Source organism: Bacteroides bouchesdurhonensis (assembly GCF_900155865.1).
GTDB lineage: Bacteria > Bacteroidota > Bacteroidia > Bacteroidales > Bacteroidaceae > Bacteroides > Bacteroides bouchesdurhonensis.
On record NZ_LT707006.1, the window covers coordinates 2,347,791 to 2,365,980 of the forward strand.

General features: G+C 37.3%; 17 protein-coding genes. 10 read left to right on the plus strand and 7 right to left on the minus strand.

The genetic code is table 11. The features are described from left to right. Window positions 1-3 precede the first annotated feature (3 nt). Window positions 4-1,107: an ABC transporter permease gene (locus CZ225_RS09480; protein WP_077153923.1), complete on the plus strand. Its 1,104-nt coding sequence runs from the start codon at window positions 4-6 to the stop codon at window positions 1,105-1,107. 6 nt (window positions 1,108-1,113) lie between these two features. Then, on the plus strand, window positions 1,114-2,229 hold the full coding sequence (locus CZ225_RS09485) for an ABC transporter permease (protein WP_077153924.1): 1,116 nt from the start codon (window positions 1,114-1,116) through the stop codon (window positions 2,227-2,229). Window positions 2,230-2,349: 120 nt separating this feature from the next. On the opposite strand, the gene CZ225_RS09490 is transcribed toward CZ225_RS09485, so the two are convergent. From CZ225_RS09490 to CZ225_RS09505, 4 genes are all read right to left on the minus strand, one after another. After that, complete coding sequence (locus CZ225_RS09490; protein WP_129585780.1) at window positions 2,350-2,778, minus strand: Hsp20/alpha crystallin family protein; 429 nt, start codon at window positions 2,776-2,778, stop codon at window positions 2,350-2,352. Between the two features lie 266 nt (window positions 2,779-3,044). Continuing rightward, complete coding sequence (locus tag CZ225_RS09495) at window positions 3,045-3,515, minus strand: alanyl-tRNA editing protein (protein WP_077153926.1); 471 nt, start codon at window positions 3,513-3,515, stop codon at window positions 3,045-3,047. Window positions 3,516-3,574: 59 nt separating this feature from the next. After that, the gene (locus CZ225_RS09500) at window positions 3,575-3,808 is read right to left on the minus strand and encodes a transposase (protein WP_077153927.1); all 234 of its coding nucleotides are present in this window, start codon (window positions 3,806-3,808) and stop codon (window positions 3,575-3,577) included. Further along, on the minus strand, window positions 3,805-4,500 hold the full coding sequence (locus CZ225_RS09505; RefSeq protein ID WP_077153928.1) for a DUF4919 domain-containing protein: 696 nt from the start codon (window positions 4,498-4,500) through the stop codon (window positions 3,805-3,807). The genes CZ225_RS09500 and CZ225_RS09505 overlap by 4 nt, the downstream gene beginning before the upstream one ends. A 314-nt stretch (window positions 4,501-4,814) precedes the next feature. On the opposite strand from CZ225_RS09505, the gene CZ225_RS09510 reads away from it, so the two are divergent. Both CZ225_RS09510 and CZ225_RS09515 read left to right on the plus strand, forming a co-directional pair. Further along, window positions 4,815-5,525, plus strand: coding sequence for an SGNH/GDSL hydrolase family protein (locus tag CZ225_RS09510; RefSeq protein WP_077153929.1), 711 nt, complete (start codon window positions 4,815-4,817; stop codon window positions 5,523-5,525). A gap of 137 nt (window positions 5,526-5,662) precedes the next feature. Beyond that, a complete protein-coding gene (locus CZ225_RS09515) occupies window positions 5,663-5,938 on the plus strand; it encodes a putative quinol monooxygenase (protein ID WP_077153930.1) in 276 nt (91 codons plus the stop codon). 771 nt (window positions 5,939-6,709) lie between these two features. On the opposite strand, the gene uvrB is transcribed toward CZ225_RS09515, so the two are convergent. Further along, window positions 6,710-8,743 carry an excinuclease ABC subunit UvrB gene (gene uvrB, locus CZ225_RS09525; RefSeq protein ID WP_077153932.1) on the minus strand — a complete coding sequence of 678 codons (2,034 nt, stop codon included), beginning with the start codon at window positions 8,741-8,743 and terminating at the stop codon, window positions 6,710-6,712. Between the two features lie 136 nt (window positions 8,744-8,879). Between uvrB and CZ225_RS09530 the strand changes: the two genes are divergently transcribed. The 5 genes from CZ225_RS09530 (at window position 8,880) to CZ225_RS09550 (ending at window position 12,530) form a co-directional block, all read left to right on the plus strand. Further along, the gene (locus CZ225_RS09530; protein ID WP_077153933.1) at window positions 8,880-10,178 is read left to right on the plus strand and encodes a phenylacetate--CoA ligase family protein; all 1,299 of its coding nucleotides are present in this window, start codon (window positions 8,880-8,882) and stop codon (window positions 10,176-10,178) included. Between the two features lie 13 nt (window positions 10,179-10,191). Further along, on the plus strand, window positions 10,192-10,617 hold the full coding sequence (locus CZ225_RS09535) for an amino acid-binding protein (protein ID WP_025073487.1): 426 nt from the start codon (window positions 10,192-10,194) through the stop codon (window positions 10,615-10,617). Between the two features lie 201 nt (window positions 10,618-10,818). After that, a complete protein-coding gene (locus CZ225_RS09540) occupies window positions 10,819-11,628 on the plus strand; it encodes an outer membrane protein assembly factor BamD (RefSeq protein ID WP_077153934.1) in 810 nt (269 codons plus the stop codon). Between the two features lie 8 nt (window positions 11,629-11,636). Next, window positions 11,637-11,972, plus strand: coding sequence for a DNA-directed RNA polymerase subunit omega (locus tag CZ225_RS09545; RefSeq protein ID WP_077153935.1), 336 nt, complete (start codon window positions 11,637-11,639; stop codon window positions 11,970-11,972). A gap of 105 nt (window positions 11,973-12,077) precedes the next feature. Beyond that, a complete protein-coding gene (locus tag CZ225_RS09550) occupies window positions 12,078-12,530 on the plus strand; it encodes a DUF4293 domain-containing protein (protein ID WP_077153936.1) in 453 nt (150 codons plus the stop codon). Window positions 12,531-12,664: 134 nt separating this feature from the next. On the opposite strand, the gene CZ225_RS09555 is transcribed toward CZ225_RS09550, so the two are convergent. Together CZ225_RS09555 and CZ225_RS09560 are read right to left on the minus strand one after the other, a co-directional pair. Beyond that, window positions 12,665-13,387 carry a porin family protein gene (locus CZ225_RS09555; RefSeq protein WP_077153937.1) on the minus strand — a complete coding sequence of 241 codons (723 nt, stop codon included), beginning with the start codon at window positions 13,385-13,387 and terminating at the stop codon, window positions 12,665-12,667. Window positions 13,388-13,394: 7 nt separating this feature from the next. Next, a complete protein-coding gene (locus CZ225_RS09560; protein WP_077153938.1) occupies window positions 13,395-15,161 on the minus strand; it encodes a PBP1 and LysM peptidoglycan-binding domain-containing protein in 1,767 nt (588 codons plus the stop codon). A 157-nt stretch (window positions 15,162-15,318) separates the two neighbouring features. On the opposite strand from CZ225_RS09560, the gene uvrA reads away from it, so the two are divergent. Beyond that, a complete protein-coding gene (gene uvrA, locus CZ225_RS09565; protein WP_077155776.1) occupies window positions 15,319-18,144 on the plus strand; it encodes an excinuclease ABC subunit UvrA in 2,826 nt (941 codons plus the stop codon). Window positions 18,145-18,190 lie beyond the last annotated feature (46 nt).

Genomic DNA, 18,190 nt, shown 5'->3' on the forward strand with positions numbered 1-18,190 from the left:
GTTATGAAACAGTTTATTGCTTTTGTCAGAAAAGAGTTTTATCATATTTTTCGTGATCGACGGACGATGTTGATTCTGCTTGGGATGCCGGTTATTCAGATCATTTTGTTTGGATTTGCTATTACTACGGAAGTGAAAAATGTACGGTTAGCAGTGCTCGATCCTTCTAATGATGTCATGACGCGAAAGATTATAGATAAATTGGACGCCAGCGAATATTTTACTGTTGCCCGCCGGTTTCACTCACCTCAAGAGATGGATCTTGCTTTTCGGAAGAATGTGGTGGATATGGCACTTGTTTTTGGGGAACATTTTACTGATGGATTGTATTCGGGGGACGCTCGTGTGCAGCTTGTAGTGGATGCTACTGATCCGAATATGTCTACAACTCAAATGAATTATGCGGCTGGAATTATTGCTGCGGCGGGACAGGAGATGTTGCCGCCGAACATTTCGATGGGACGTTTGGCACCGGATATCAAACTATTGTATAATCCGCAGATGAAGAGTGCTTATAACTTTGTACCGGGAGTGATGGGATTAATTTTGATGTTAATATGTGCAATGATGACTTCCATTTCTATCGTTCGTGAGAAGGAGACAGGAACGATGGAAATATTATTAGTTTCTCCTGTAAAACCGCTGTTTATCATTCTGGCAAAGGCAGTGCCCTATTTTGTGCTTTCGTTTGTCAATTTGATTACTATTTTACTGTTGTCGGTGTTTGTATTGGATGTCCCGGTAGTAGGAAGTTTGTTTTGGCTGGTAATCGTCTCTTTGTTGTTTATCTTTGTGTCTCTGTCATTGGGATTACTGATTTCATCCGTAACACGTACACAAGTGGCTGCTATGCTTGCTTCCGGATTGATATTGATGATGCCGACAATGGTATTGTCAGGGATGATTTTTCCGGTGGAAAGTATGCCGTTGGTTCTTCAAATCATATCGGATCTGATACCTGCACGTTGGTATATTCAGGCTGTGAGGAAACTGATGATTGAAGGAGTGCCGATAATGCTGGTTTATAAGGAAATCGGTATCCTTTTGCTGATGGCGGTGGTGTTGATAACTATTAGTTTTAAAAAGTTTAAATATAGATTGGAATAGAGTGTTATGATTAAGTTTCTATTGGAAAAAGAGTTTAAACAGTTGCTTCGCAATTCTTTTTTGCCGAAATTGATTCTTATCTTTCCCTGCATGATTATGTTGCTGATGCCTTGGGCGGTCAGTTTGGAAATAAAGAATATTCAGTTGAATATCGTTGATAATGATCATTCGGTTATTTCGCAACGATTGGTGAATAAGATTGTTGCTTCGACTTATTTCCGCTTGAAAGAGGTTCCGGCTTCGTATCAGGAGGGATTGACAAATATTGAGTCAGGTGAAGCTGATATTGTGATGGAGATTCCGCAACATTTGGAAAGGGATTGGATGAATGGAGAAGAAGCTCATATTTTGATTGCTGCTAACTCGGTGAATGGTATGAAGGGTGGTTTGGGAAGTTCTTATCTTGCTTCTATTATTAGTGATTATTCCACAGAGTTGCGTTCGGAACATCCTGATGCTACATCTGTTTCCGGCACTGTTCCGACCCTTCGTGTCGATACGTTGGGCTTGTTTAACCCGAATCTGAATTATAAGCTTTATATGATTCCGGCATTAATGGTAATGTTATTAACAATGCTTTGTGGTTTTCTGCCAGCTTTGAATATAGTAAGTGAGAAGGAGGTTGGAACGATTGAGCAGATCAATGTTACTCCTGTGCCAAAGTTCATGTTTATCCTAGCTAAACTACTTCCGTATTGGATCATAGGCTTTGTAGTATTGACTTTATGTTTTATTATGGCTTGGTTACTGTATGGAATCGTCCCTGTGGGGCACTTTATAGTGATTTATTGTTCTGCTATTCTTTTTGTCTTGGTAATGTCCGGCTTTGGACTTGTTATTTCCAATTATTCGGCAACGATGCAACAGTCTATGTTTGTGATGTTTTTTTTCTTATTGATATTGATGTTGATGAGTGGTCTGTTTACACCAATCAGCAGTATGCCAGAGTGGGCTCAGATGATAACTATCTTTAATCCGTTGAAATATCTCATGGTAGCTATGCGAATGGTTTATTTGAGAGGAAGTAGTTTGGTAGAATTGTTGCCGCAATTAGGGGTGTTGTTACTTTTTGCTGTTGTTTTCAATACTTGGGCGGTGTTGAGTTACCGGAAGAATCGATAGTAGGAACATATGACTGAAATTTATTAATGATGAGAATATATAAAACGGCTCCTTCCTGATTGCAGGATAGAGCCGTTTTTTAGTACTGTCACCGTTTCCGGTGATTGATAGATTACAATCTTATTTAACTTCGATTTGTTTTTCAGCTTTCTTGACTTCTTCTGCGGAAAGTTTCGGTAATTGCACATTCAATACACCATTTTCTACAGCAGCAGAAATCTTTTCTTTGTCTACGTTGTCCGGTAGAATCATGGTTTGCTGGAACTTGGAATAAGAGAATTCGCGACGCAGATAACGTCCTTCTTTCTTTTCTTCTTTGTTCTCTGTCTTCTTCTCCATCGTGATGACGAGGTTGTTGTCTTCATCAATGCGAACATTGAAGTCCTCTTTCGTCATGCCAGGAACTGCTAGTTCTACTTTGTATTCTTTTTCTGTTTCAAATACATTGATAGCTGGTGCAGTAGCATTTGCTTTTACCATCCAATCGTTATCAAAGAAATCGTTAAAAATACTTGGTAACCAATTCTGAGTTCTTCTAACAGGCATCATAATTAAGTCTCCTATCTTTTAAGTTATACATTCTATTTATTCTGAACTTCGGATCTTTCACTTTCGTCGGTGGATCTTTTATTGTGATTCCTTTCGTCCATTTCTTGGATCGTCGTTCACTTAATCTATTGCAAACTTGATGCCAATAGACTTTTGATTTTAGAATTGTCTATTTGTCATAGTTATAATGCCAATTTTACCTGATTCGTGACAAAATGTATCTTGATTTTATTTATTTTATATAAGATAGGTATTAATTTGATAATTTATCTCTTCTCAATCAGTTTGAATCTTAGGCGCAGTGTTTTTCTGTCTTCATCATAATCATAACTGATAATTTTGAATGTTCCTATTTCAGAAGTATTGGAAACATGTGTGCCGATACAAGCACAAGTGTCGTAATCTCCAATGCGAATAATGCGCAATGTTTCACTAGCATTAGCCGGAAGTTTGCTGAGGTCTACAATGTTTTTGGCTTGTTCCTGTGTCATGAACTCTGCGGTTACCGGCAGATTTTGACTGATTACTTCATTTACTTTATTTTCTATAGCTTGAATTTCTTCTTGCATTGGGCAAACAGGAAGCTGATAGTCGCATTTACTCTTTTTACGTTCGATGTGTGCGTTGCGTGAACGGGGACATCCGAAGGTGCTTACCATTGTGGCATTTAATATATGCTCGACTGTGTGCATAGGTGGATACTCTTCCTTGTTATGGTCGTTGAGTTGTAGTTTCATGTTGTAAAAATACAGTTTTTTTTGAAATTAGAAAAGCATGCGAATCAGTATTTGATTCCTTAGTTAAAAATTAGAGTAATCAATGCGATGGCAATTTTTCCCATCGTATGTACCAGAAGTCCAGATGTAGATCTGACTTTCATCGCTCTTTGAATATTTGTTTTTTCATTCAACCAGTTGAATAATGATTCAATGGGTTGTCTGACTTTTGAGACTGCCGTTGAAAACAAGTCTCTTGCCGCTTTCTCCCTTTTTGTTATTTCAGGTGATTCTCCTTTGAGTTTTCTTTTCATTGCTTGAGTGATTCGTCTAATTGATCAAGGGAACGGCTAATGTCGAAATACATTTGGGTTCCTTCGTAATATTTGCATTTATCGAATTCTATCAGGTCGCATTTATTATCGGTTAGTGACTGTTGCTTCATATTTTCCATCTGAAATAATTTGTTTAGCAATTGATATTCATCATTAACACAGATTACTTTAAATGCTGTTTCTTCTGTTTTTCCGTCACCGCTAGAGGCAATTGTCGTAATTAATGCAGCGTATCTTTTTGTATAACTTCTCATCTTTTCCTGATCTTTATTTTGCATATAAACTAATGCTCCCATCTCATATAGCGTTTGCAAAGATACTGGATTCTTTTTCAGAAGCTCTGTTCCTGCATTGTAAGCCTCTTCATACTTATTTTCGCTGATTAGTCTCTTGAAATCCTGGTAATCCTGTAACATATCATACATACTTCCTTGATAATCGGGAGTAAAGGAGTATCCATAATATATCATGGCGTATTCTTGCCGGGTGAGTAATGTATCATTCATCTCGAAACGTTGCATAAGCTTTTGAAAATCTTCCTTTTTATTAGTCACATATTCTTTGATATACTTATAATCTATATACAACTTTTCCTGTTTTACTTGAGCAGAACAATAAGAATGTAGACTGAAGATGATTCCTATGAAGAGGACAGTAGTTATTCTTTTCATGGTATTTAGTTTTTAAGATATGATTCACAAAAATACCATTCTTTTTTAGGATAACAAACGAACGGACATAAAAAAAGGAGTACCGCTGTACTCCAACCTTTGTTAACCTTAAATCTAATACTATGAAAAACACATTGCAAAGGTACGGACTTTCTGCATATTTGCAAATAATCCAAGAAAAAGAGTATGTTATATAACACAGATTAAGTTTTTTGTGACTCGTATTAACGGTTATTTGTTTTTTATTTCATTATATGAAATCAAATTTATATCTTTACGCGAATTTTAGTTCACTAATACTTACATTAATAAACATGAAAAAGATTTTTTTAGGGCAATGGATAATACTGACCATTGTATGTTTGGGACTTTCACTAGGAGAGGCTTATGCGCAAAAGTATGAATTTGCAAATTTCAAGCGTTTTGCAAAAGACAATTCTGAATTGTCGAAACCCGCAAAGAAGGATAAAAGAGTTGTTTTTATGGGGAATTCTATTACGGAAGGTTGGATAAATACGCATCCGGACTTTTTTAAAAAGAATGGGTATATCAGCCGTGGTATAGGTGGACAGACCTCTTATCAATTTTTGTTGCGCTTTCGTGAAGATGTGATTAATCTTTCTCCTGCTTTGGTGGTGATCAATGCCGGTACTAATGATGTAGCAGAAAATACTGGACCTTATGTTGAAGATTATACTTTTGGAAATATTGTTTCTATGGTAGAACTGGCTAAAGCAAATAAGATAAAAGTGATTCTGACTTCAGTGTTGCCAGCTGCCGGGTTCGGATGGAATCCTAAAATTACAGATGCTCCTCAAAAGATAAAAGCATTAAATAAACGGATTGAGGCTTATGCTAAAGCTAATAAAATTCCATATGTGGATTATTATCAATCAATGGTTGTTCCTGAAACTCTGGCTATGAATCCTGAATATGCAAGAGCAGGGGATGGGGTACATCCGGTAAGCAAGGGATATGATGTGATGGAAGGTTTGATTAAGGTAGCAATTGATAAGGCACTTTAATGAGTAGAGAGTTGTAATATGTAATATAGTTGAAATGTCACTTGATTATTTTTCAAGTGGCATTTTTATTGTAGTATGATTGTAGGGAAATTCAGAATTATCATGTAAATTTGTGGTATATTTAAAATTTAATAGTTATGATTAGATTGAATGTTTTTATTCAAGTAAGTGAAAGTAATCGTGCAGCACTGTTAGAGGCTGCAAAAGAATTGGTAGCTTCTTCTCTGAAAGATGGAGGCTGTATTGCGTATGATATATTTGAGAGTTCCACGCGTCCGGACATTCTCATGATTTGTGAAACATGGGCTGATGAGGAATCATTAGCTGCTCACGAAAAGGCAGCACACTTTGTAAAGTTGGTTCCTAAAATACAGACCTTAGGCTCAATGAAGATAGAAAAATTTATTTTCTAGGATTACAAAGAATGTAATAAATTTACCACAGATTGCCCTGATTCTCACAGATAAAATACTAGATATATAATATTTATGATTTGTGAGAATGTGCGTAATCTGTGGTAAGAAAATATATATCATAATATATTTTCCTATCAAATGTTCTGAGATTTTTTGGGAGGGTTTCTGTTTTCCCGTATAGATCCTAATACATTGCAGCGAGATTTGCCAAAATTGGATAAACAAGGTCTAATAGCACTGAATCGTGAGGAGGCTATGGTAAAGAGGTTAATGATGGAACGTGCTCAAGAAAGAATCGTTTTGGCAGATAGTCATAAACTAAGTAAGCAGAAGATTAATTGTTTTGTTAGAAGAAGAGGTAGACTATTTGGCGGCAAAGGATGCTAAAGTTGAATCTATTAGGATACATTGGTATGATATTTATTTATTCTTTTTCTTGAAGTTAGGCATAAAAAAAGGAGTACCGCTGTACTCCAACCTTTGTTAACCTTAAATCTAATACTATGAAAAACACATTGCAAATGTACGGACTTTTTAGAGATAAGCAAATAAATCAAACCTAACGGGGCATTTTATAACACTAATTAAAAATAAACACTTCTTATTCTATGTTTATTAAGAAAGTACTAAAATAAAGTCGCTTATTATACTGTCATTATTCGGTTGAAAAAGTGACACTATGTTATAGATGTGGTGACACCGTCTGAACAGTATTATGACGCTATTTTAGTTATCACTTTCTGTTGTTATATATAACAACAGAAAGGCTTATCCCCATTTTTCTTTCATTAAATCTTCTAGTTTCAGTAATTCGTCACGATATTGAGCAGCTTCTATAAATTCTAGCTTTTTGGCTGCCTCTTGCATTAGTTTGCGAGTACGTTCGATACTCTTTTCCATCTGTGCCTTGCTCATATATTGAACTACCGGATCTGCTGCAATGTTTGGGCTGCTAGGTTCAATATAAGCCTTACTTTCTGTGAGGAGAGTAGCTGCTTCGGAAGTTGCATTGCCAAATACAGACAGATTCCGCGCTTTCTTGATTTGCTGTGGAGTAATTCCGTTTGCTTCATTATAAGCTAACTGTTTTTCTCGTCTGCGATTGGTTTCGTCAATAGTAAGTCGCATACTGTCTGTCATCTTATCGGCATACATAATGACTTTGCCGTTCACATTACGGGCTGCGCGTCCTGCTGTTTGTGTCAGTGAACGATGAGAACGGAGAAATCCTTCTTTGTCTGCATCGAGAATAGCTACAAGAGATACTTCAGGGAGGTCAAGTCCTTCACGAAGCAGATTGACTCCAATCAGCACGTCATACACTCCTTGGCGAAGATCATCCATGATTTTCACACGTTCTAATGTATCTACGTCACTATGTATATAATTACACTTTACATTATTATTAAGTAGATACTCTGTTAATTCCTCTGCCATACGTTTGGTGAGTGTAGTGACAAGTACCCGTTCTTCTTTTTCGATGCGTAGTTGAATCTCCTCCATCAAATCATCGATCTGATTTAAGCTGGGACGGACTTCGATAATCGGGTCGAGTAATCCGGTCGGACGGATAACCTGTTCTACAACGATGCCTTCAGATTGAATAAGTTCATATTCGGCAGGAGTTGCACTGACGTATATTACTTGTTTAGCCATTGTTTCGAACTCTTCAAATTTCAGTGGCCGGTTATCCATAGCGGCAGGTAATCGGAAACCATATTCTACCAAGTTGATTTTTCGTGCACGATCTCCGCCATACATAGCACGGATTTGAGGAACACTTACATGACTTTCGTCTATAACAATTAAAAAATCATCTGGGAAGAAATCGAGCAAGCAATAAGGACGAGTACCAGCGGCACGACCGTCGAAATAACGAGAATAATTTTCAATGCCGGAACAATGGCCTAACTCCCGAATCATTTCCATATCATAGGTAACCCGTTCATATAAACGTTTGGCTTCATATTCTTTACCGATGGATTCAAAGTAGGCTACTTGCTTGGTCAAGTCATCTTCAATTTGATGGATAGCTTGAAGAGTTGCTTCTTTGGTAGTCATGAACAAGTTGGCTGGATATATTTTATAGGCTTCGAACGGAGCAATAGTAACTCCTGTTACGGGATCCACTTCTTCGATTCCATCAATTTCGTCTCCCCAGAAAGTGACACGAAGAAGATTATCTGTATAAGCAAGATAAATATCTACTGTGTCTCCCTTAACACGAAAATTTCCACGGTTAAGGTCGATATCATTACGTACGTAAAGACTATCTACCAGGCGGCGGAGAAAAACATTGCGGTCAAGCATTCGTCCCCGTTCTATCTCAATTACATTTTTATAGAAATCCGATGGATTACCCATACCATAAATGCAAGAAACAGAGGATACGACTACTACATCTTTCCGACCGGAGAGTAGGGCGGAGGTAGCAGCCAAACGAAGTTTATCTATTTCGTCATTGATAGCCAGATCTTTTTCTATATAAGTATCTGAATTTGGTAAATAGGCTTCCGGTTGATAATAATCATAATAGGAAACATAATATTCTACAGCATTCTTAGGAAAGAATCCCTTAAACTCGCTATATAATTGGGCAGCTAATGTTTTGTTATGACTCAAAATCAATGTCGGTTTATTGATCTGAGCGATAACATTGGCAATGGTAAATGTTTTTCCAGAGCCGGTAACACCTAATAAAGTCTGTGCAGGAACTCCTTGAAGTACTCCGTCAGTCAGTTGGGCGATTGCTTCCGGTTGGTCTCCGGTAGGCTTGTAGGCAGATGTTAATTCAAAATTCATAGTTAAATCCTAAAAAGTGAAGCAATATTCGGGAAAATAATCGAGATATCAAATCATTTTTCCAAATAAATCCTTTACTTTGCAACATATTAATATCAAAAAACAGATTAATACAACTAGTAAATACCGGAAAAACATGATTTGGAATGAGAACATTGAGTGTATGGACCGCGAGAGTCTTCGAAAGATTCAAAGCATACGACTCAAGAAAATTGTAGACTACGTTTATCACAACACTCCTTTTTATCGGAAGAAAATGCAGGAATTGGGGATTACCCCTGATGATATCAAAAGTATTGATGATATTGTGAAACTTCCGTTTACTACAAAATATGATTTAAGAGATAATTATCCTTTTGGACTTTGTGCGGTGCCGATGAGTCAGATTGTACGTATTCATGCTTCTTCCGGTACTACGGGAAAACCAACTGTGGTAGGATATACCCGCAAAGATCTTTCTTCATGGGCAGAATGCATTTCACGTGCTTTTACTGCTTATGGTGCAGGTCGTTCGGATATATTCCAGGTTTCTTATGGGTATGGACTTTTCACAGGAGGATTAGGTGCTCATGCCGGAGCGGAAAATATTGGTGCATCAGTGATTCCGATGTCTAGTGGCAATACGGAAAAGCAGATTACGTTAATGCATGATTTTGGCTCAACTGTCTTATGTTGTACTCCTTCGTATGCACTTTATCTGGCAGATGCAATAAAAGATTCCGGTTTACCACGTGAAGAGTTTAATTTGAAGATAGGTGCTTTCGGTGCAGAACCATGGACGGAACATATGCGTCATGAAATCGAAGAAAAGCTGGGTATTAAGGCTTATGATATTTATGGCTTAAGCGAGATAGCGGGACCGGGAGTTGGGTATGAGTGTGAATGTCAGCATGGCACGCACTTGAATGAAGATCATTATTTCCCCGAAATTATTGATCCGAATACATTGCAACCGGTAGAACCTGGTCAAACAGGTGAATTGGTATTTACGCATCTGACTAAAGAAGGTATGCCATTATTGCGCTACCGTACGCGTGACTTAACCGCCTTGCATTATGATAAATGTTCTTGCGGACGTACATTAGTTCGTATGGATCGTATTTTGGGACGTAGTGATGATATGTTGATCATTCGTGGTGTGAATGTATTCCCGACTCAGATTGAATCTGTCATTCTTGAAATGGCGGAATTTGAACCACATTATTTGTTAGTGATCGGTAGGGAGAATAATACTGATACCATGGAACTGCAGGTGGAAGTACGTTCGGATTTCTATTCTGACGAAATCAATAAGATGTTAGCTTTGAGGAAGAAACTGGCAGCACGTTTGCAAAGTGTTCTTGGGCTTGGTGTCAATGTGAAATTGGTAGAGCCACGTAGTATTGAACGTAGTGTGGGTAAAGCAAAACGAGTAATTGATAACAGAAAACTTTAATAATTCAACAACTATGGTAGCAAAACAACTTTCTATCTTTTTGGAGAACAAGTCCGGTCGTTTAACGGAAGTGACTGAAGTACTAGCGAGAGAAAATATCAATCTTTCTGCATTGTGTATCGCTGAAAATGCTGATTTTGGTATTTTACGCGGGATTGTATCTGATCCTGATAGAGCATACAAAGCATTGAAGGATAATCATTTTGCTGTTAATATAACAGATGTAGTTGGAATCAGTTGTCCTAATGTTCCGGGAGCATTGGCAACAGTGTTAGGATATTTGTCTGCAGAAGGAGTGTTTATTGAATATATGTATTCGTTTGCCAACAATAATATCGCGAATGTCGTGATTCGTCCCAGCAATCTGGACAAATGTATCGAAGTTTTAAAAGAAAAGAAGGTCGATCTGTTAGCAGCAAGTGATTTGTATAAACTATAAATCAGGAAGTAGACAATGAGTAGCGGGCGGACTATGCTATCGGGTAAAAACGTAGCGCAGTCTGTTCGCTGTTTTTCGTTCACTGTTTGGCGTTCTTTTTATTCTTTTCGTCGATGTTTAACGCCTTTTTTGTATTAAAAAACATAGATTAATTGGTTAATTCCCTGCGAATACGTAACTTTGCGCATTATTTGAAATAGGATGAAGAAAAATATCATTATAGCTTTACTTGCAGCAGCTACTCTAACTTCTTGTGGAGAGTACAATAAATTATTGAAAAGTACTGACTACGATTACAAGTACGAAGCTGCTAAAAATTATTTTGCGAAAGGACAGTATAATCGTTCGGCTACTTTGTTGAATGAGTTAATCACAATCCTAAAAGGTACAGATAAAGCGGAGGAATCTCTTTATATGCTGGGAATGAGCTATTTTAATCAAAAAGATTATCAGACAGCTGCCCAAACATTTATCACTTATTTTACTTCATATCCACGTGGTACTTTTACCGAATTGGCACGTTTCCATGCTGGTAAATCATTATACCTTGATACTCCAGAGCCACGCTTGGATCAGACGAGTACTTATCAAGCTATTCAGCAGCTACAGATGTTTATGGAATACTTTCCAGAAAGTATAAAGAAGCAGGAAGCCCAAGATATGATTTTTGCTTTGCAGGATAAGTTGGTTTTAAAAGAACTTTATTCGGCAAGGTTATATTATAACTTGGGTAATTATATGGGCAATAACTATGAGTCGTGTGTTATTACAGCTCGGAATGCATTGAAGGATTACCCTTATACTGACTATCGCGAAGAACTCTCCATACTGATTTTGCGTGCTTTACACGAGATGGCTGTATATAGTGTGGAAGATAAGAAGATGGACCGTTATCGTGAAACGGTTGATGAATATTATGGCTTTAGGAATGAATTTCCGGAAAGTAAATATCTGAAAGAAGCTGAGAAAATATTCAATGAATCACAAAAAGTAATTAAAGACCAAATTTAAATAGATTTATGGACTACAAAAAGACAAATGCTCCTGCTACAACGGTAACCCGTGATATGATGGAACTCTGTTCTGATACAGGGAATGTTTATGAAACTGTTGCCATTATTGGTAAACGCGCTAACCAGATTAGTGTGGAAATTAAGAATGATCTTTCTAAGAAATTGGCAGAGTTCGCTTCTTATTCTGATAATATGGAAGAAGTATTTGAAAATAGAGAACAAATTGAGATTTCACGTTATTACGAGAAATTGCCAAAACCGACGTTGATTGCAACGCAAGAATACATCGAGGGAAAAATTTATTATAGAAATCCATCTAAGGAGAAGGAAAAACTTCAGTAATATATTTCCTGAAAAGAGATTGATAGTCAAGTAGTAAGCGGGAGTTGTTCCCTTATTTCTTATTGCTTGGCTATTATTGTTTAACTTAACTACTATAGAATATTTATGATTCAACGGATTCAAACAGTTTATTTGTTAATTGTTACAGTGGTGCTGATTACGGCAATGTGTCTACCTATGGGATATTTTGTTGATGCTACCGGGGCAATGGGAGAATGTGCTTTTAAAGCTTTGGGGTTGGATGTGAATGGAGCTTTTCACTCTACTTGGGGCTTGTTCGGTATCCTAATGCTTAGCACAATAGTAGCTTTTGCAACTATATTTCTATATAAGAACCGTATGCTGCAGATTCGTATGTCTATTTTTAACAGTTTGTTATTGGTAGGATATTATATCGCTTTTGCTGCATTCTATTTTGCTTTAAAGAATGATGTAAATTCTTTCCGGATTGGTTGGGCTTTGTGCTTACCACTTATTTCTATTATTCTTAATATATTAGCTATACGTGCCATTGGACGTGATGAGGTGATGGTAAAAGCTGCAGATCGATTGAGATAGTTTCTTGAGTTCTTTCAAGCAATAAATTAAAGAAGGAATTCTAGATTAAAAATAAATTTCAAATAAAAATATGACCACTAACCCATCGAAAAGTTAGTGGTCATATTTTTATTTGATTGTATTAATCAAATCTTTTATTTTTTCAAATCAAACAAGTAGGTAAGTTTCACTGTGATAGTACCATGTGCTGCACGTGAGAAATAGTCTTTTTTTGACGTGCTATAAAAGTCTGATAAAGCGAAATAATATCTTCCTTCAACTAGAAAGCTACCTGCTTTTTTAGTTCTTAGTTCTACTCCACCGCCACCGGCAATACCGTAATCGAATTTATTATCAAGTTTACCACCATAGACAGCTTTCTGAGTATTTGTCAGAGAGTTCATATCTATATTTGTTGTTTTTTCCGATTCTCCTATCAAGAAACCGATTTGTGGACCTAAATTTAGAAAAAACTGCAATCCTTTTTCATTTCCAAATGCTAAATGAGCTAGAAAAGGGATATCGATATAATTTAATTTTCGAGTATATGCTCTGCTGGTATCTTTGACGGGTTCTCCGTTTTCTCCGGCTATCTCAAATAATTCATCCCAACCTCTTTGTGAAAAGTTTAATTCTACTTGCGCACCGCATATCATAGCAAAATACTTCTCGGAAATATAGCGTGCTGTTAATCCTCCGGTAATTCCCATCAAACTATTTTGTTTGATAGTAGGAGTAAAAGATGCACTATTTAAATTCACTCCTCCGTTAAATCCGACAGAGAAGTTGTGACGAGCTTCACCTATTTGTGCACTTGCAGGAAAGGCTAGTCCTACAAGTAATGAAGCAGCAATCAGACATGATTTTATCTTTATCATTGTTGTACTATTCGAAATCGAGTTTTTCTAATTCAAAATTCTTAGTGAAATGGATGAAGAATACTTTCTTATTGATAAATCCTCCCCAATTATTAACCCGTTCGAATAAGAATCCTGTTTGTATTGGAGTCAGATTCATTTTAGGTAAATTATTCTCTAGCTCGGAACCGAAACGCGATAATCCTTTTAAAAAGAAAAATCCGGTATCGAAACCTAACATTGCATAATTGGGATATTTGCTGGTAAGATCTTTACTATACCATTTATGATAAGCATTAGTAAATTGTATAGCAGCAGGAAATAAGGTATTCATATAGAACGAGGAATAGAAATACACATCCAATTCAAAGAAATTCTCCAAATGATCAAGAGTATATGTTTGCCATTCCGGGTAGCCGAATAAGTGGATTCTCTGATCCGGAGCCTCCCTAACTAGCATAGTAAGTTGGGGTAGAGCTTTAATTAACAACACATTACTGCCAGATGTCGGAATGAATATATTTTCTTTGTCACTGCGTAGTGCTGCTTTTAGAGTTTCTTTGGTATCATTTTCACTGACACTGTTCATGGAAATGCCTTTGCTCTTTAGTTCTTGTTTCAATCCTTTGATGAACTCCGCTTTATCTTTGTCCGGACTGGTCGGTTCGATGAAGATAACATGAGCATTGGGAAATTGGCGAGTGAAATGTTCATATACTTTTGAATATAAATAAGACTGAGGGGTGTTTATTTGGTAAATGGAAGGATTGTTGAATACTTCCTCACTGTTTTGAGAGAAAGGAATTACTAAACGTATGTTGTTCTTTTGGGCAAAATCAGACAATGGCTTGATATGTTGTTGGTGCATTGGACCAAAAATAATATTCATTTTTTGCATTTCCTTCTTTGACAGTATATTGTTTATGGCAGAAGCATCTTTACCTGATTCATATACATACAGATCAATGGAAGTACCAGTACGTTTTAAGCTATCAATTGCCATCAGAAATCCTTCGTAATATTCTACCATACGTTTTTCCTCATGGAAAGGTAGAATTAAAGCTGCTTTTATAGTTGAGATTTCTTCTGGAGCCTCTTTTATTTTGTTGAATAATTCACTGTTACTTGGTGGAATCACATTCAAATCTTCTTTTTGAGTAGGCTCCAAAGTAACCGCATTTGGATAAGGAATGCAAAGGTATTGTCCTTTTTTCATACCTTCCTTTAACTCAGGATTAGCGGCTATCAATTCCTGTTCACTGATTCCATATTCACGACTTACACTAAAGATCGTTTCTTTGCGTTTTACTTTGTGCATATCTTTGCATCTAGACTGTACTGGTCCTTGAATTGCAGTTTGTTCAACAGGAGGTTGAGTAGTGGGCGCAGTAGTCTTTTCTTCTTCTAAAGGAATTCGGATTACTTGACCTATGCGGAAATTCTCGGCACTAAGTCCGGGATTGGCATCGCAAATTGCTTTGGCAGACACTTTATATAAAGTAGTAAGCTTATAAAGAGTTTCTCCAGCTTGGATAGTGTGAAATGTTTCCCCTTTCTGGCTAGCTTGTCCTTGTGGAATTTTAATAGTTTGTCCGGCATAAATTTTCTCTTCACATCCAGGATTCAACCGAATAATGTCTGCTGTGGTGACATTATACATCTTGGAAATAGAGTATAAATTCTGCCCTTTTTCAATGGTGTGCAAAATATAAGATTGGTTCTCTTGCGCATAACTAGTTACGTATGAAGCGCTTGCTAAAAGCAAAAGTATAAATATTCGACTTATCGGTTTCATCAATTAATTACTATTAGTTCTTGAAATCAAGGAACAAAGGTACAAATTATGACCTATATCTTCATAAGATTTGAGTTAAGAAAATAATATTGTGCTTTTTTAGGAGCATATTTCAGGCGGAAACATTAATTTTGCGACATTTATGAAGAAGATGAATATGCAAGAAACAGAATATATTAATGTGTATGGTGCACGGGTACACAACCTGAAAGATATTGATGCTGAGATTCCTCGTAATAGTTTGACGGTGATTACCGGATTGAGCGGAAGTGGAAAGTCTTCTCTCGCATTCGATACAATTTTTGCTGAGGGACAACGCCGTTATATTGAGACTTTTTCCGCGTATGCACGTAATTTCCTAGGAAATTTGGAACGTCCGGATGTAGATAAGATTACAGGATTAAGTCCTGTAATTTCTATTGAACAGAAAACGACGAATAAGAATCCACGTTCTACAGTAGGAACTACAACGGAGATATATGATTATCTTCGTTTACTCTATGCCCGCGCAGGTATAGCCTATTCATATCTGTCGGGGGAAAAGATGGTGAAATATACGGAAGAGCAGATATTGGATCTTATTCTGAAAGATTATAAAGGCAAGAAAATATATTTGCTTGCTCCATTAGTCCGTTCACGTAAAGGACATTATAAGGAACTTTTTGAACAAGTCCGTAAGAAAGGGTACTTGTATGTACGTGTAGATGGGGAAGTTCGTGAGGTGACACATGGCATGAAACTTGATCGTTATAAAAATCACGATATAGAGGTCGTGATAGATAAACTGATAGTTGCGGATAAAGATGATAAGCGGTTGAAACAAAGTGTGGCGACTGCTATGCGGCAAGGAGATGGTTTGTTGATGATACTGGATGCTCAGACCGAAAGTGTTCGGCACTATAGCAAACGGTTAATGTGTCCTGTCACAGGACTGTCTTATCGTGAACCGGCTCCTCACAATTTCTCGTTCAATTCTCCTCAGGGGGCATGTCCGAAATGTAAAGGATTGGGTGTCGTTAGTCAGATTGATATAGATAAGGTGATTCCTGATCGGGACTTATCTATTTACGAAGGCGCGATTGCTCCATTGGGTAAATATAAAAATGCGATGATTTTTTGGCAAATAGGAGCTCTAATGGAGAAATATGAATCAAATTTGAAAACTCCTGTGAAAGAATTGCCGGATGATGCGATTGATGAGATCTTATATGGTTCTGATGAACGGATTAAGATAAAGAGTTCACTGATTGGAACTTCTTCTGATTATTTTGTGACCTATGAAGGTGTAGTGAAGTACATTCAGATGTTACAGGAGAAAGATGCTTCGGCTACAGCACAGAAGTGGGCGGAGCAGTTTGCCAAGACGACTGTTTGTCCTGAATGTAAAGGTGCTCGTCTGAATAAGGAGGCACTTCATTTTCGTATTCATGATAAGAATATTAATGAATTAGCCAACATGGATATCAACGAGTTGTATGAATGGTTGATGAATGTGGATGAGTTTCTGTCTGATAAACAAAAAAAGATAGCAGCTGAGATTCTGAAAGAAATTCGTACCCGTTTGAAATTCCTGTTAGATGTTGGATTGGATTATTTGGCTCTGAATCGTAGCTCGGTAAGTCTTTCGGGAGGTGAAAGCCAGCGTATCCGTTTGGCTACACAAATTGGTTCGCAATTGGTCAATGTACTTTATATTTTGGATGAGCCGAGTATCGGTTTACATCAGCGCGACAACTTGCGTCTGATTAATTCTTTGAAAGAACTTCGTGATATGGGTAATTCTGTCATTGTGGTGGAACATGACAAAGATATGATGTTGGCAGCTGACTATGTCATTGATATGGGACCGAAGGCAGGGCGTTTGGGTGGAGAAGTCGTATTTGCCGGAACTCCGCAAGAGATGGTGAAAACTGATACGATGACTTCCCAATATTTGAATGGGAGGATGAAGATAGAAATTCCTGCCAAGAGAAGGAAAGGTAATGGAAAATCTCTGTGGTTGAAAGGGGCTAAAGGAAATAATCTAAAGAATGTAGATGTGGAATTTCCTTTGGGAAAATTAATTTGCGTAACGGGAGTTTCGGGAAGCGGTAAGTCTACGCTGATCAATGAGACCTTGCAACCTATTCTTTCGCAGAAATTCTATCGTTCCTTGCAGGACCCTTTGGAGTATGATTCTATTGAAGGATTAGAAAATATTGATAAAGTTGTAAACGTCGATCAATCTCCGCTAGGGCGGACTCCGCGTTCTAATCCGGCTACTTATACAGGTGTGTTTTCAGATATTCGTAATCTGTTTGTCGGGTTACCTGAAGCAAAGATTCGCGGGTATAAACCGGGGCGTTTTTCTTTTAATGTGGTAGGCGGACGTTGTGAAGCTTGCTCGGGAAATGGTTATAAAACGATTGAAATGAACTTCTTGCCGGATGTGTATGTGCCTTGTGAGGTTTGTCATGGTAAACGTTATAATCGTGAAACGTTAGAAGTACGTTTCAAAGGAAAATCTATTGCTGATGTGCTAGATATGACTATCAATCGTGCAGTGGAGTTTTTTGAGAATGTTCCGCAAATTCTGAATAAAATTAAAGTGTTGCAGGATGTCGGATTGGGATATATTAAGTTAGGACAGTCGTCCACTACACTTTCCGGTGGAGAAAGTCAGCGTGTAAAGTTGGCAACTGAGCTGTCTAAACGTGATACTGGTAAAACATTATACATATTGGACGAACCTACAACCGGATTGCATTTTGAAGATATTCGTGTTTTAATGGGAGTCTTGAATAAGTTAGTTGATAAAGGAAATACAGTTATTGTTATTGAACATAATTTGGACGTTATTAAAATGGCGGATTATATTATAGATATGGGTCCCGAAGGTGGTAAAGGAGGAGGGGAGCTCCTGAGTTATGGAACCCCTGAGGAAGTTGCAAAAAGTCAGAAAGGATATACTCCAAAGTTTCTTCGCGAGGAACTTTCCTTATGATTATAAAGGAGTAGAAATAAAAAATGAATACGCTAATAAATAAGAA

Bases quoted from the DNA above. Each gene is read 5' to 3' on its own strand.
- CZ225_RS09480 (WP_077153923.1), top strand. From the start codon at position 4: ATGAAACAGTTTATTGCTTTTGTCAGAAAAGAGTTTTATCATATTTTT.
- CZ225_RS09485 (WP_077153924.1), top strand. From the start codon at position 1,114: ATGATTAAGTTTCTATTGGAAAAAGAGTTTAAACAGTTGCTTCGCAAT.
- CZ225_RS09490 (WP_129585780.1), bottom strand. From the start codon at position 2,778: ATGATGCCTGTTAGAAGAACTCAGAATTGGTTACCAAGTATTTTTAAC.
- CZ225_RS09495 (WP_077153926.1), bottom strand. From the start codon at position 3,515: ATGAAACTACAACTCAACGACCATAACAAGGAAGAGTATCCACCTATG.
- CZ225_RS09500 (WP_077153927.1), bottom strand. From the start codon at position 3,808: ATGAAAAGAAAACTCAAAGGAGAATCACCTGAAATAACAAAAAGGGAG.
- CZ225_RS09505 (WP_077153928.1), bottom strand. From the start codon at position 4,500: ATGAAAAGAATAACTACTGTCCTCTTCATAGGAATCATCTTCAGTCTA.
- CZ225_RS09510 (WP_077153929.1), top strand. From the start codon at position 4,815: ATGAAAAAGATTTTTTTAGGGCAATGGATAATACTGACCATTGTATGT.
- CZ225_RS09515 (WP_077153930.1), top strand. From the start codon at position 5,663: ATGATTAGATTGAATGTTTTTATTCAAGTAAGTGAAAGTAATCGTGCA.
- uvrB (WP_077153932.1), bottom strand. From the start codon at position 8,743: ATGAATTTTGAATTAACATCTGCCTACAAGCCTACCGGAGACCAACCG.
- CZ225_RS09530 (WP_077153933.1), top strand. From the start codon at position 8,880: ATGATTTGGAATGAGAACATTGAGTGTATGGACCGCGAGAGTCTTCGA.
- CZ225_RS09535 (WP_025073487.1), top strand. From the start codon at position 10,192: ATGGTAGCAAAACAACTTTCTATCTTTTTGGAGAACAAGTCCGGTCGT.
- CZ225_RS09540 (WP_077153934.1), top strand. From the start codon at position 10,819: ATGAAGAAAAATATCATTATAGCTTTACTTGCAGCAGCTACTCTAACT.
- CZ225_RS09545 (WP_077153935.1), top strand. From the start codon at position 11,637: ATGGACTACAAAAAGACAAATGCTCCTGCTACAACGGTAACCCGTGAT.
- CZ225_RS09550 (WP_077153936.1), top strand. From the start codon at position 12,078: ATGATTCAACGGATTCAAACAGTTTATTTGTTAATTGTTACAGTGGTG.
- CZ225_RS09555 (WP_077153937.1), bottom strand. From the start codon at position 13,387: ATGATAAAGATAAAATCATGTCTGATTGCTGCTTCATTACTTGTAGGA.
- CZ225_RS09560 (WP_077153938.1), bottom strand. From the start codon at position 15,161: ATGAAACCGATAAGTCGAATATTTATACTTTTGCTTTTAGCAAGCGCT.
- uvrA (WP_077155776.1), top strand. From the start codon at position 15,319: ATGCAAGAAACAGAATATATTAATGTGTATGGTGCACGGGTACACAAC.